The organism is Neorhizobium sp. NCHU2750 (genome assembly GCF_003597675.1).
Taxonomy (GTDB): domain Bacteria; phylum Pseudomonadota; class Alphaproteobacteria; order Rhizobiales; family Rhizobiaceae; genus Neorhizobium.
Genome location: NZ_CP030827.1, coordinates 268,059 through 280,568, shown reverse-complemented (window position 1 = coordinate 280,568; position 12,510 = coordinate 268,059). Strand labels below are relative to the sequence as shown.

Below are 12,510 nucleotides of genomic sequence, written 5' to 3'. Positions count from 1 at the left end.
GCGGCGAATCCGTCCGGGGACGGACGCATCACCGCCAAAGATCAGCTACGATGCCAAACTTGTGCGAAGATGAAGAGGGGCAGATATTAGTTCTCGAAGAGGACCCGGGCGCTCTGCTGATGGCTGTTCAGCAGCGAAAGGGTCGAGCTCGCCACCGACTGCGAGGTCTGATAAGCGGTCAATTTCGTGGATTCCTCTTCCATATCGGCATCGACGAGACGGCCGACACCGGTATCGAGAACATCCTCCAGCGACGACACGAAGCTCGTTTGCTGATCGATGCGGCTTGATACCGTGCCAAGAGAGCTCGCCAGCTGGTTGAGGCTGTCGGTAATGTTGCCGACGACAGAGATCATGTCGGCAAGCTGATCGCTCGTCGTGTCATCGGAGATCGATATCTCCTGGCCATCGGCGGGTATGGTGGATCCTGCGTCGAGCAGATAGTAGTTTCGCGCCGTGCTGGTGCCGTCCGGATTGAGCGTGTTGGCATCGACCGACTGGGTCAGCATGCCCCGGCTTGCATCGGCCGTATCGATAAGCGTCGTATCGGCGGTGTCGACCGTGACATAGCTGAGCGAGACCGCACCGGATACGCTGCGCTGGAACGACGTCGGAATAGACTTCGTGCCTGAGAGATTGTCGGCGGTATTATAGAGCCAGTTGTCGCCGGAGAATGTCGCGGCCTGCAGCACCGATTTGAGGTTTTCCTTCAGCGAACTGATGCTGTCGTTGAGCGCCTCCCGATCCGTGCCCGGTTCATTGGCGGTCACCAACTGGCTGTTGATCTGATCGAGGATATCGATGGCAGAATCGACCGCGGTATAGGTCGTGTCGACCTTGGACGAGCCGAGATTCAATGCATCACCGATGCTGCTGAGAACGCTCTGGTCGGACGTCATGTTGGTCGACGCAGACCAGTAGCCGGCGTTATCGGCGGCACTTGCCACCTTCAGGCCGGACGATACCACCTTCTGGGTGTCATTGAGGTTGTTGGTGGACAGAACAAGCGTCTGCAGCGCACTCTGCAAATAACCAACGGTCATTATATTGGGCATGTTCTCACCATCTATATATTGGATATCAGGGCATGCCGGCAGTGCTCCGGCTGTGACGCTTCGACTTCATTCGGGCCCGCTTCTGGCGCAGGCGCGTCACCTAATGGCTCTTGGCCGTTTGGTTAAAGGTTAATGAAAACCTACGATTCGGACAAGCAGCAATCTTTTACAACTTGAATCCGGACTGCTGCGGCCGCCGATCCACCGAAACCGGAATGCAACTTTCGGGACAGGAGGCGGGGAAACCAATCCGGGCCGCGCTGGATCAGCGCGGCCCGGATGACGATCTTAAAGAGCAGATAAATCAATCCATTAGTTCTGGAAGAGCTGGAGGATGTTCTGCGAGGAGGAGTTGGCGATCGAGAGCGACTGTACCGCAAGTTGCTGTTGCGTCTGGAGCGCCGAGAGCTTCGCCGATTCCTCTTCCATGTCTGCGTCGACCAGGCGGCTGACACCGGTTTCGATGGCATCAGACAGGGTGGAGGCGTAGTCGTCCTGCATGTCGATGCGGGTCGTCAGCGCACCCAGCGCCGCGCCGGCATCCGTCAGGCTAGACAGCGCGCTTTCAACCGTCGCGAGGTAGGAGTCGATCTGGCCCTGCGTCATAGTGGAGGTCAGAGCGATCGTCATCACGTCGCCGAGGATACCGCCCGTACCGACGCCAGTGGCAGAAATGGAGCCGAACATTGCGTAGGATGCAATTGCGAATTCGGCCGTCGTCACCTTGACCGTGCCGTCCGAGTTGCGGATGAAGCCGTCAACGACGACCGCGTTGGAGGCGTCCGCGCCGGCTACAGTCCAATTTTCACCGGAGAAGGAGGCTGCCTGGGACACGGCCGAGAGCTGTTCCTGGAGCTTGGTGATTTCAAGCTGAATCTGCTCCTTGTCGGTCGAGCTTTCCGAGGCGGTAACCAGCTTGGCCTTGATTTCGTCGACCACGTCGATAGCGCTGTCGATAGCCGAATAGGCGGTATCCACCTTGGCAGCACCGACGCCGAGCGCGTCCTGTGCCGCATTGATCGCCTTGTTATCGGAATTCATGGTGGTCGAAATCGACCAGTAGGCCACGTTGTCGGAGGCCTTGGCAACTTTGTAGCCGGACGACACGCGGTCCTGAGTGTCGGCCAGATCGCTGTTGATACCCCGCAAGGTCGAGAGGGCGGCCATTGCGGAAGTGTTGGTCAAAATGCTCGTCATCTGAATTGCCCCTATGGCTGAAAGATTGAAGGGACATTCCGGTGTGGACCGGTAACCGCGATCAGCTTCATGCCTGCCGGGCGTCTTCTTTCTGCGCACCGGTCCGCTGTTCCAATGACGAGGAGAAAACCTCATCATGGTTAACAACGCGTTAACGGGACCGTGATGACGTTAATGAAACTAAACGAGACCTTAAGAAAAGATCTCGAAGGAATATAAAATTAACAAATAAAAACAACGCATTAAAAAAGGCCGCGCTTGCGCGCGGCCTGATTTTCCCAAAGGGGATTTTTTTAGCTCTGGAAGAGACGCAGGATGTTCTGCGAGGAGGAGTTGGCGATCGACAGAGACTGAACCGCCAGAGACTGCTGCGTCTGGAGCGCAGAGAGCTTGGCTGATTCTTCTTCCATGTCCGCATCGACCAGGCCGCTGACGCCGGTTTCGATGGCGTCGGACAGGGTGGAAGCGTAGTCGCTCTGCATGTCGATGCGGGTCGTCAGTGCGCCGAGGGCAGCGCCAGAGTCGGTCAGGTTCGACAGAGCCGTTTCAACCGTATCCATGTAGGCATCGATCTGGCCCTGGGTCATGGTCGAGGTCAGGGCGATCGTCATGACGGCACCGAGAATACCACCGGTACCGACACCATCGGCCGACATCGAGCCGAACATGGCGTAGGAGGAGATGTCGTAGGTTGCGGTGGTGATGTTGACGCCGCCAGAACCGTTACGGATGAAGCCGTCAACGACGGTACCCTGCGTCTGGCTGCCGGCAACAACCCAGTTTTCGCCAGAGAAGGAAGCAGCCTGGCCAACAGCCGAGAGCTGTTCCTGAAGCTTGTCGATTTCGAGCTGGATCTGATCCTTGTCGGTCGAGCTTTCCGAAGCGGTAACCAGCTTGGCCTTGATTTCGTTGACGACGTCGATGGCGCTGTCGACTGCGGAGTACGCGGTGTCGACCTTGGCAGCGCCGACGTTCAGAGCGTCAGAAGCAGCGCCGAGGGCCTTGTTGTCGGAATTCATGGTGGTCGAGATCGACCAGTAGGCAACGTTGTCGGAAGCCTTGGCAACCTTGTAACCGGACGAAACGCGTTCCTGGGTATCAGCAAGGTTGGTGTTGATGTCGCGCAGCGTCGAGAGTGCGGCCATCGCGGAAGTGTTGGTCAGAATGCTCGTCATAAAAGTCGCCCCTTTGGCACTATGATGGAAGGGACATTCCGGATTGCGCCGGGAACGACAGTCAGCTTCATGCTTGCCGGAAACCGTTAATCTCGGCCCGTCGTTTTGATGAGCTGATTAGACACCGTTAAGGTTAACGATTAGCAAACGTGCGAAGATAATTTTCATAACGTAATCATTTACTTCCTGTTAATATTAAATGTGAATGTTTACCTTCCGTTAATGCATTCAAAAGGGCTGAAATACGGCCCATGCATCGCGCCCTGCGCAGCGCCGATACCGGCGAAGAAGGGAAACTCGAAATGCAGAAAAGGCCGCGCCTTGCGGCGCGGCCCTTCTGTCATCTGAAGGTTTCGGCGAACTCTTACTGGAAGAGACGCAGAACGTTCTGAGAAGAGGAGTTGGCGATCGACAGCGACTGGATGGCTAGAGACTGCTGCGTCTGGAGCGCCGATAGCTTGGCCGATTCTTCTTCCATGTCGGCATCTACGAGGCCGCTGACGCCCGAGTCGATAGCATCCGAAAGGCTCGATGCGTAATCGCTCTGAAGGTTGATGCGGGTGGTCATGGCACCGAGAGCAGCGCCGGAGTCGGTCAGGCTCGACAGAGCCGTTTCGACCGTATCCATGTAGTCGTCGATCTGGCCCTGGGTCATGGTCGAGGTCAGAGCGATGGTCATGACAGCACCGAGAATGCCGCCCGTGCCAGCACCGTTGGCCTGGATCGAATCGAACATGGCGTAGGTCGAGATGTCGTAGGTCGCCGTGGTGATCTGGACGCCGCCCGAAGAGTTGCGGATGAAGCCGTCAACAACGGTACCCTGCGTCTGGCTGCCGGCAACAACCCAGTTTTCACCGTTGAAGGATGCAGCCTGGCCGATCGACGAGAGCTGGTCCTGGAGGTTGGTGATTTCGAGCTGGATCTGGTCCTTGTCGGAAGAGCTTTCCGAAGCGGTAACCAGCTTGGCCTTGATTTCGTTGACGACGTCGATGGCGCTGTCGACTGCGGAGTAAGCAGTGTCGACCTTGGCCGAACCAACGGCCAGGGCATCCGAAGCGGCGCCGAGGGCCTTGTTGTCCGACTTCATCGTCGTGGCGATGGACCAGTAGGCTACGCCGTCAGAAGCCGAAGAAACCTTCTGGCCGGTCGAGACAGCGTTCTGCGTCTTGTCCAGGCTGTCGTTGATGTTACGGAGGGTCTGAAGTGCGGCGGTTGCGCCGGCATTGAAGTTTACGCTAGTCATGATGCGTCCCCTAAAGACTGAAAACAAACGGTGAGGACATGCCGGTTTTTATGCGGCTGCGACGGTCCGACATCATGCCACTCGGTTCCGTTTTTCTTTAAGGACACCAACCCGTCGCAGGGAAAAATTAGACCCCAAGGCCTTGCCACATTCTTAATTTCGGGGCCGCGAAGCAGCGGGATGCAAAGCATAGTTAACAAAGGGTTTAACGAACGCGCCGGCGCGAAAAATTTGCCAAAGCCCCGTCTGGTCGGCTTCAGGGCGGCATTCTCCGAGGCACCGGTTTCAAGCAAGCTTCGCCGGGTAGCAAATACGGACTGAATTTCCGCATGGCCTTCCGACAGCGCGTTGCCGCATGTCGCCAGAGGCTGTTGCAGCATTAACGGAGCAGATGTTGACCGAGATCAGCTACAAGGCCGCGTCCCAACAGTTTCGCAACGGCAACTATACGACTTCGCTTGCGACCATTAACCGGCTTCTCGACGTCCAGAAGGACGCCCGCACCTACATGCTGCTCGCCCGCACACTTCAACAGCTGGGCCACAAGGCGGAAGCCGCCCAATCCTACCTGCTTGCCTCCGAGCTTGGCGGCCAGCATGCCGACGACAACCTGATCGACAGCATCCGGATCTATTTCGAGATCGGCGAGAAGGAAAAGGCGCTGGCGCTGGCAAACCGCATCCTGCCCAAGATCACACGCGATCCGGCGCTTGCCTATATCGTCGCGTCGCTTCTCATGGACCGGAATCAGGCTCGCCTCGCCCGTGTGTTCAAGACGGTGTTGATGAGGAGCAATGAGCTGGAGCATATGCGGCTCGGCGCGCGCATCTCGCTCTATACCTGGGATATTTTCGATCCTTCCGATATCGAGACGGCGCGCGTGTTGCTCAGCCGACTGCCGAACAACAATTCCATCCGTCTGATGTATCTCACGTTCAGCCGGGAACACAGCAAGTTCGATGCGCAGGAGCGTCATCAGCCGATCATCGATGCTGCCGTGGCGGCCGGGGATACCGAATTCCTCAGGTGGGATGGCACGTTCTTCAACCTGCACTGGACCGGTGACGAACATCTGAACCAGATGGCGCGAAGCAATACGCCGACATTCTCGCCGCAGATGACCGCGATCCGTCACCAGATGCGGCACAGGTGGTCGGACAAGATCCGCATCGGCTATGTTTCTTCCGACCTTTTCGACCAGCACGCGACTATGAAGCTGATCCGCCGGATCTTCGAGCTGCATGACCGCGATCGATTCGAGATCACGCTGTTCTGCCATACGGAAGAGAAGCTGCTGCGGGCCAACGTGGCGGATCGCAGTCAATGGGGCACCGTGGTCACGGTCAGAGACATGGACGACCAGCAGTTCGTCAATGAAATCCGGGCCCGCGGCATCGACATCCTGGTGGATCTGAAGGGCCATACGACCGGCAACCGAACCAACATCTTCAACATGCAGCCCGCTCCGATCCAGGTGGGCTGGCTCGGCTTTCCGGGTTCCACCGTCAATGTCGATCTCGACTATGTCGTCGGCGACAAATATGTCCTGCCGGACAGTTCGAAGCCGCATTATTACGAGAAATTCTGCAGGCTGCCGGAAACCTACCAGCCGAACGACCCTGTCAACAGGCCGCTTGCTCAGGCCATGACCCGCAAGGAAGTCGGGCTGCCGGAAGACGCCTTCATCTACGCGTCGTTCAACGCGAACCGCAAGATCACGCCGAGGATGATGGACGTCTGGTCCGACATCCTGAAGGCTACGCCCAACAGCGTCATCTGGATCCTGACCAACAACAGCGACGGCCGCATCAACATCCAGAAGAAGCTGCTCGCCAATGGCGTTCCGGCCAAGCGCATCCTGTTCATGAACAAGCTGCATTTCGAGCACCACCTGAACCGTATTCCGCTTGCAGATCTCGGCCTCGACACCTTCCCCGTCAATGGCCACACGACGACGTCAGAACAGCTGTGGGCCGGTCTGCCGGTGCTCACCTACAAGGGCACGAATTTCGCGTCGCGGGTCAGTGAGAGCCTGCTGAATGCCATCGACCTGCCGGACATGATCGCCGAGGACGAGCAGGACTATCTGCGCCGGGCTATCGAATTCGGCAATAATCCCGAGATGCTGAAGCCGCTGCGCAAGCGTCTGGAAGACAACAGGCTGCGCAGCCCCCTCTTCGATGCCGAGCGCTTCTGCCGGCATATCGAGGCCGCCTACGTGACGATGGTGGATCGCGCCAAGCAGGGCCTGAAACCGGATCATTTCGACATAGCGGCACTTCCGCCGCGCACCGAGCCATTCATGGAAAAAGCCGACTGACAGGTCGGGACATCCGTGAACATAGTCGAGGCAGAGTGACTTCTGGGCCTCTCCACTTCCAAGCATGATGCTTTTCACCCCCTTTTTGTCCCGGCAGCACTTTGCCGGGCAAGGGAGTATCTTTTGCCGAAACGCGGTGAACCTGCGTCGGCAAACCAGGCAGTCGAGACGGGCGGCGTCAGGCCGGTGCGGTCTGCATCCTTACGCCAGAGTTATGGATTTTTCGAAATTTCTCTTTAATTTCAACAATCCATTCCTGCGCAAGTCTCGACAACTATCGTAATAATTGAGCGATTTCCCGATGCGGACACAACTTCGGGAAGCCCAACATAACGTTAACCATAAAACTGGCTAGACGGCTCAACATGAAAACATGCCCTTACTCTATCGAACGCGAAGAGATCCTTGCCAAGGCCATCGGCCCGCTGGCGGCCGAGCTTAGGCTGCTCGACGCGGCCGACCTGATCTCGCTGCTGCATTTCGAATATCACGGCAGCATTGCCGATCTGGTGGAGTCCGCCGCAGAACTTTATTTCCATCCGGGCACGGTCCGATTCGGCGTCGGAGGCGACTACGAGCTCGACTGGGACAGCTATCCGTCGATCACGCTCGACCTCGAGATAAGCCCGCCGGGTATCACGGTCTACGGCCGCCTGAAGCTCGAGCGCGACACGGCAAGCATCTCGATCAACTACATCAACTTCCAGAACCCTTCGTCGGACCCGAGCGAGAACACGTCTATGCTGGCCGACAGCCTCAAGAAGGTGACCTTCCACAATACCAAGGCCAAGGCAGCGCTCGAACTCAGCGCTTTGGCACATACGCACTGAACCCTTCCGCCGGCATCATACTGCCGGCGAAAAGCCAGAGCGAACATTTCAGATCCCATTTGCCGCGCCATGCGCGGCAAATCTGTTTGAAGGCAGCGTAAACCGGCAGTGGCGCCGCGCCCGACATATTCTGTGTCCGTGAGGCTCGGCCTCGTGCCGCCGAACTCATCGGACGTTCGTTCAGAGGGAAAGCCGCCGACACGGCCGGCATCGGCCAAGAGAGAGCCGGTACGTCAACGCATCATCAGGCATTCACGTCCAGTCCAGGAATACTTCAAGGGCGAACCGGGGGCGGGTCGTTCCAAAGCGACAGCGTCAAATGCTGGTCCGCGAGCCGGCACGCCAGCAGCGACGCTCCCGCCCGCAAACGGCTGTGGCTGCGATCAAACCGGCGCCTGCCATGTGGGCCAGCCTCGGCCCTGATCCTTGCCACACATCCGGGATTCCTACCGATATGGAACGAGAAAGGGAGAGACGAAGCTTTCCGTCCCTCCCCTTTCCAAAAATCGCGGAATTTGTGGATCTACCCCTTAAGAGAAGGATCGCACCAGCGAGCCTACAAGCAGGTTCCAGCCGTCGATCAGAACGAAGAACAATATCTTGAAGGGCAGCGAGATCGAGGTCGGCGGCAACATCATCATACCCATGGCCATGGTGATGGTCGCCACAACCATGTCGATGACAAGGAAGGGAAGCACGATAAGGAAGCCGATTTCGAAACCGCGACGGATTTCCGACAGCATGAATGCCGGGATCAGGACGCGGTAATAAGGCTTGCCGTTCTCTTCCGTCTGCTGCTTGCGCTCCGTGGCGATATCGACGAAGAGCGCCAGGTCCTTCGGACGGGTATTGGCCATCATGAACGTGCGGAAGGGCTCGGCCGTGCGATCTATCGCCTCCGCCTCGCTCAGCTGGTTGTTCAACATGGGCTGAATGCCGTTCTGCCAGGACTGATCAAGCGTCGGTGACATGACATAGAAGGTCATGAACATCGCCATGCTGGTCAGGATCATGTTGGACGGCGTGGTGGACAGGCCCATCCCGGTTCGCAGGATCGAGAAAGCGATGATGAAGCGCGGGAAGCTCGTCACCATGATCAGGATGCCAGGCGCAACCGAAAGGACGGTCAGCAGCCCGAAGGTGCGAACGATCCAGGCCGCAGCCGAGCCATCGACCGGGACCTTGAGGAGATCCTGCAATTGCTGCGCATGCGCCAGTTCAGGCGCCAATGCCAGAGCAATGACAAAAATAGCGAGACGAATCATTCGACAACAAAAGTCCTAATCAGGACCTTTGTTACACGCCCTTTGGACCTCAGACCAGCAATCTCCAGGAGATCACTCTTCAAATATGTGAATCCACGCGGCCCCTGCAGCTGCTGCAGCGGCACGGTGCGCAGATAGTTCACAATATCCTCGTTGATTGCATCGGCGATGGCCTGATCCGGCGCCCCGTCGAAGACGATCGCAGCCTGAAGGCGGATGACGTTCTGCGACGGATAGCCGAGATTGGTCAGGACCGGGGGCAGTTCGACCAGGTTGATCTGGGCGGCCGCAGGCTTGCCCGCCTCACCCTTTGCATCCTTGGCGCCTTCCTCAGCAGGCTTGGCGGCTTCGGCTTCCGCCGGCTTTTGCGCCGGCACCAGCAGCTTGCCGGTGAACCAGCCGCCGGCGCCGCCGACGACCGTCAGCGCGAGCAGGGCACCGATCAGCGGGACAAGCGCGCTCTTCTTTTTCGGGACGATCTCGTCCTCAGCCGTGATAGCCATGTTGTTTCATCCCTCGGCAAAGAGCCCGGACAGCTCAGATCGGCGAGAACAGATCCAGGAGCTGCTGGCCGACCGGCGGTTGTTGAATTTCGGTGACACGACCACGACCGCCATAGGAAATGCGGGCCTCGGCGATCTTGTCATACGAGATCGTGTTCGCCGCATCGACGTCCTGCGGCCTGACGATACCGGCGACGTTGAGAATGCGGATCTCGTGGTTGACGCGCACTTCCTGCGAACCGCTGATCAGCAGATTGCCGTTCTCCAGAACCCCGGTCACGACGGCGGCGACGAGAAGGTTCAACTGCTCGGAGCGCGTGGTCGAGCCCTTGCCGTCCGCATTGGATTCGCCGTTGAAGCCGATGGTGGAGTCGGTGCTGGGCTTCCAGCCGAAAATGGTGGCGTTGGCATTCCAAGCGTTCGTATGGTCGTTGCTCTTTTCGAGCTTCGTCTCGTTGTCGAAATCGGCCTTGTCGTTGATCTTGATGGTGACCGTCAGGATGTCACCGATATTGAGCGCGCGGGCGTCCTTGAACAATGCAGCCTGGCTGTCGCTCCAGAGCGAGTAACCGTTGTTCATGTTGTGCGGCCGCTTCGGATAGGAGGCGAGCTGCGGCGTCTGGCTGAACTGCAGTCCGCTGCCGATCGGGCTCATCGAAGGAACGTTGCCGACCTCCTTGATCGCCTGGGGCGTCTGGCAGCCGGACAGGAGCGCCGCGGACATCAGCATTGCGGGAGCAAGTTTCTTCATGACGGGTCTTTCGAGGTATTGGGATCCGCAGCGCTGGCGATGATGGTGGCCACGGCGGCGGCCTTCTTGGCATCCATCTCGCTCAGAATCAGACCGGATTGACGCGGCGGCAGCCGCATGATGATGGCTGCGGCGAGCGGTGGCTGCATCGCTTCCAGCTGCGGGGCAGCGGTATCGGGCTTCATCGTCTTGAACATGTCGACAAGGCCGTTTTCCGCCTGCTTCATGAACTCGTTGCGCTTTGCGAGCCAGTCTTCATACTCGGTCTTGCGCTTCTCCATGACGGCGATGCGGTCGTTGACGTCCGATTGCAGCTTTTCGAGATCCTGTTTCTGCAAGGCGTATCGACGATCGCGCGCGGCGTCGGCGATGTTGTTGCAATATTGAAGAACCTCGTTTTCGGTGGTCTGGCCTGAGGCGTCACGCACCTGTTCCTGCGCATCGGCAGAGGGAAGCGCGACCATGAGGCCAAGCAGGGCAAGTGCGGGAAGAAGCACCGACGAACGCTGCCACGGCTTCGATTTTGCGGATATCAGATCGGGACCACTCATTGCAGGACGAGCTCCGCTTGTAGCGCACCGGCAGACTTGATGCCCTGCAGGATGGCGATGATCCCGTCAGGCTTGACCCCGATGCTGTTGAGACCTGCCACCAGAGACCGCAGATCCGGGCCTTCGAGAACGGCAACCGGTCCACCGGTCTTCTCGGCAGTGATATCGGTCTGAGGCACGGTGACGGTCTGGCCTGTCTTCGAGAAAGGCATCGGCTGGCTGACCTGAGGCGATTCCGTGACCTGGACCGTAAGCGTGCCATAGCTGACCGCCACTCTCGATATCCGCACATCGGCGCCGATGACGATCGTGCCTGTCCTCTCGTTGATGACGACCTTGGCGGGCGTGTCGGTCTGGACGTTCAGGTCTTCGATGCGTGCCATCAGGCGGGCAAGGTCTTCCTGCGGCGGTTTCTGGACGGCGACGACCTGGCTGTCGCGCGCATCGGCGATCGACATGTGATAGGCGCCTGCAGCGAAGGCGTTGATTGCGTCGGCGACCCGGATGGCGGTCGAGAAATCAGGGTTTCGCAGCTGCAATACGAGTGCACCGGAATCCTTGAAGCGCGACGGCAGTTCGCGCTCGATGATGGCGCCGCCGGGAATGCGGCCCGTGGTGGTGACACCTTCGGTCAGCGATGCTGCAGCTCCTTCGGCGTTGAAGCCGGATACGACCACGGCACCCTGGGCCACGGCATAGATCTGCCCATCGGCGCCGGTCAGCGAGGTCATGATCAGCGTACCGCCGCGCAGGGAGGTCGCGTCACCGAGCGAGCTGACCGTTACGTCGATGCGGCTGCCGGGGCTGGAGAAGGGCGGCAGGTTGGTGGTCACCATGACGGCGGCGACATTCTTGGCGGCCGATTGGCCGCCCTGGGTGGAAATGCCGAGGTTCTGCAGCATGGCGCGCATGGACTGGTCGGTAAATGGCGACGAACGCAGGCTGTCGCCGGTTCCCTGCAGGCCGACCACGAGGCCGTAACCGATGAGCTGGTTGTCACGTCCCGCCTGCAGCGAGACGACGTCCTTGATGCGCGCGTTCGACGCCGCGTCAACAGACGGGGCAGCCGCCAGAAGCGCCACGAGGCCCGCGATTACTGCTGTAAGAATTCTGCCAATCATTTCTGCGCAACCTCGACATTGCCGTCTGGCCTGACCGTGCCGGTGACGATGACGCCGCTTTCGACATTTCTCACCTTGATGGATTCACCGGTCATGGCATCCTGCATCGACGAGCCGGACGCCGAGATGGTCAGGCCGCCGACATTGAACAGGATGCGGACGGATTTGCCGCGCTCGACGGTGAAGGGATCGCGCAGCGAGGCGACGGGGATGGTCCGGCCCGGCACCAGCGTGCGCTTCGACACCTTGCCGACAACCTGGCTCAAGTCAGAGGAGTAACCACCCGCAAGGTTCGGATTGGTTACCTCGACCTCAGTTACCTGCCCGGCGGAGATGGTATCGCCAGGGAAAATCGTCGATGTCGGTACGACTGCATACAAGGTCTGGGCAATCGCGTGCTGAGATCCGGCACCCGCGATGAAGAGCAGCGCAAGAATTGCGCTGCCGACAGCCGACCGAAATGCATTCCTCTCAGGAAACATGATGTTTGCCCCGTCCG

The 12,510-nt window shown here is 58.8% G+C and carries 12 protein-coding genes; 2 read left to right on the top strand and 10 right to left on the bottom strand.

Annotated features, from left to right (window positions below; all coding sequences use genetic code 11):
* Positions 1 to 86: 86 nt before the first annotated feature.
* From NCHU2750_RS01380 to NCHU2750_RS01365, 4 genes are all read right to left on the bottom strand, one after another.
* Positions 87 to 1,055, bottom strand: coding sequence for a flagellin N-terminal helical domain-containing protein (locus NCHU2750_RS01380; protein ID WP_119938818.1), 969 nt, complete (start codon positions 1,053 to 1,055; stop codon positions 87 to 89).
* Between the two features lie 312 nt (positions 1,056 to 1,367).
* Entirely contained in the window at positions 1,368 to 2,252 is an 885-nt protein-coding gene (locus NCHU2750_RS01375; RefSeq protein ID WP_119938817.1) for a flagellin N-terminal helical domain-containing protein, read from the bottom strand.
* 293 nt (positions 2,253 to 2,545) lie between these two features.
* Entirely contained in the window at positions 2,546 to 3,427 is an 882-nt protein-coding gene (locus tag NCHU2750_RS01370; protein ID WP_119938816.1) for a flagellin N-terminal helical domain-containing protein, read from the bottom strand.
* A 364-nt stretch (positions 3,428 to 3,791) separates the two neighbouring features.
* Positions 3,792 to 4,670 carry a flagellin N-terminal helical domain-containing protein gene (locus NCHU2750_RS01365; RefSeq protein WP_119938815.1) on the bottom strand — a complete coding sequence of 293 codons (879 nt, stop codon included), beginning with the start codon at positions 4,668 to 4,670 and terminating at the stop codon, positions 3,792 to 3,794.
* A gap of 391 nt (positions 4,671 to 5,061) precedes the next feature.
* Here NCHU2750_RS01365 and NCHU2750_RS01360 point away from each other — a divergent pair, with 391 nt between their 5' ends.
* Together NCHU2750_RS01360 and NCHU2750_RS01355 are read left to right on the top strand one after the other, a co-directional pair.
* Positions 5,062 to 6,990, top strand: a complete 1,929-nt coding sequence (locus NCHU2750_RS01360) for an O-linked N-acetylglucosamine transferase, SPINDLY family protein (protein ID WP_119938814.1) — start codon at positions 5,062 to 5,064, stop codon at positions 6,988 to 6,990.
* Positions 6,991 to 7,355: 365 nt separating this feature from the next.
* Positions 7,356 to 7,820 carry a BspJ family T4SS effector nucleomodulin gene (locus NCHU2750_RS01355; protein ID WP_119938813.1) on the top strand — a complete coding sequence of 155 codons (465 nt, stop codon included), beginning with the start codon at positions 7,356 to 7,358 and terminating at the stop codon, positions 7,818 to 7,820.
* Positions 7,821 to 8,350: 530 nt separating this feature from the next.
* Here the strand turns inward: NCHU2750_RS01355 and fliP are convergent.
* The 6 genes from fliP to flgA are packed head-to-tail and all read right to left on the bottom strand — an operon-like array spanning position 8,351 to position 12,493.
* The gene (fliP, locus tag NCHU2750_RS01345; RefSeq protein ID WP_119938811.1) at positions 8,351 to 9,085 is read right to left on the bottom strand and encodes a flagellar type III secretion system pore protein FliP; all 735 of its coding nucleotides are present in this window, start codon (positions 9,083 to 9,085) and stop codon (positions 8,351 to 8,353) included.
* The gene (locus NCHU2750_RS01340) at positions 9,082 to 9,588 is read right to left on the bottom strand and encodes a flagellar basal body-associated FliL family protein (RefSeq protein ID WP_119938810.1); all 507 of its coding nucleotides are present in this window, start codon (positions 9,586 to 9,588) and stop codon (positions 9,082 to 9,084) included. The genes fliP and NCHU2750_RS01340 overlap by 4 nt, the downstream gene beginning before the upstream one ends.
* Positions 9,589 to 9,622: 34 nt before the next feature.
* On the bottom strand, positions 9,623 to 10,339 hold the full coding sequence (gene flgH, locus NCHU2750_RS01335; RefSeq protein WP_119938809.1) for a flagellar basal body L-ring protein FlgH: 717 nt from the start codon (positions 10,337 to 10,339) through the stop codon (positions 9,623 to 9,625).
* Positions 10,336 to 10,890 carry a MotE family protein gene (locus tag NCHU2750_RS01330; protein WP_119938808.1) on the bottom strand — a complete coding sequence of 185 codons (555 nt, stop codon included), beginning with the start codon at positions 10,888 to 10,890 and terminating at the stop codon, positions 10,336 to 10,338. The genes flgH and NCHU2750_RS01330 overlap by 4 nt, the downstream gene beginning before the upstream one ends.
* The gene (locus NCHU2750_RS01325) at positions 10,887 to 12,011 is read right to left on the bottom strand and encodes a flagellar basal body P-ring protein FlgI (RefSeq protein ID WP_119938807.1); all 1,125 of its coding nucleotides are present in this window, start codon (positions 12,009 to 12,011) and stop codon (positions 10,887 to 10,889) included. The genes NCHU2750_RS01330 and NCHU2750_RS01325 overlap by 4 nt, the downstream gene beginning before the upstream one ends.
* Positions 12,008 to 12,493, bottom strand: a complete 486-nt coding sequence (gene flgA / locus NCHU2750_RS01320) for a flagellar basal body P-ring formation chaperone FlgA (protein WP_119938806.1) — start codon at positions 12,491 to 12,493, stop codon at positions 12,008 to 12,010. Before flgA ends, NCHU2750_RS01325 begins: the two co-directional genes overlap by 4 nt.
* Positions 12,494 to 12,510 lie beyond the last annotated feature (17 nt).

Excerpts from the sequence above, each read along its gene's own strand:
- NCHU2750_RS01380 (WP_119938818.1), bottom strand. The coding sequence starts at position 1,055 with ATGCCCAATATAATGACCGTTGGTTATTTGCAGAGTGCGCTGCAGACG.
- NCHU2750_RS01375 (WP_119938817.1), bottom strand. The coding sequence starts at position 2,252 with ATGACGAGCATTTTGACCAACACTTCCGCAATGGCCGCCCTCTCGACC.
- NCHU2750_RS01370 (WP_119938816.1), bottom strand. The coding sequence starts at position 3,427 with ATGACGAGCATTCTGACCAACACTTCCGCGATGGCCGCACTCTCGACG.
- NCHU2750_RS01365 (WP_119938815.1), bottom strand. The coding sequence starts at position 4,670 with ATGACTAGCGTAAACTTCAATGCCGGCGCAACCGCCGCACTTCAGACC.
- NCHU2750_RS01360 (WP_119938814.1), top strand. The coding sequence starts at position 5,062 with ATGTTGACCGAGATCAGCTACAAGGCCGCGTCCCAACAGTTTCGCAAC.
- NCHU2750_RS01355 (WP_119938813.1), top strand. The coding sequence starts at position 7,356 with ATGAAAACATGCCCTTACTCTATCGAACGCGAAGAGATCCTTGCCAAG.
- fliP (WP_119938811.1), bottom strand. The coding sequence starts at position 9,085 with ATGATTCGTCTCGCTATTTTTGTCATTGCTCTGGCATTGGCGCCTGAA.
- NCHU2750_RS01340 (WP_119938810.1), bottom strand. The coding sequence starts at position 9,588 with ATGGCTATCACGGCTGAGGACGAGATCGTCCCGAAAAAGAAGAGCGCG.
- flgH (WP_119938809.1), bottom strand. The coding sequence starts at position 10,339 with ATGAAGAAACTTGCTCCCGCAATGCTGATGTCCGCGGCGCTCCTGTCC.
- NCHU2750_RS01330 (WP_119938808.1), bottom strand. The coding sequence starts at position 10,890 with ATGAGTGGTCCCGATCTGATATCCGCAAAATCGAAGCCGTGGCAGCGT.
- NCHU2750_RS01325 (WP_119938807.1), bottom strand. The coding sequence starts at position 12,011 with ATGATTGGCAGAATTCTTACAGCAGTAATCGCGGGCCTCGTGGCGCTT.
- flgA (WP_119938806.1), bottom strand. The coding sequence starts at position 12,493 with ATGTTTCCTGAGAGGAATGCATTTCGGTCGGCTGTCGGCAGCGCAATT.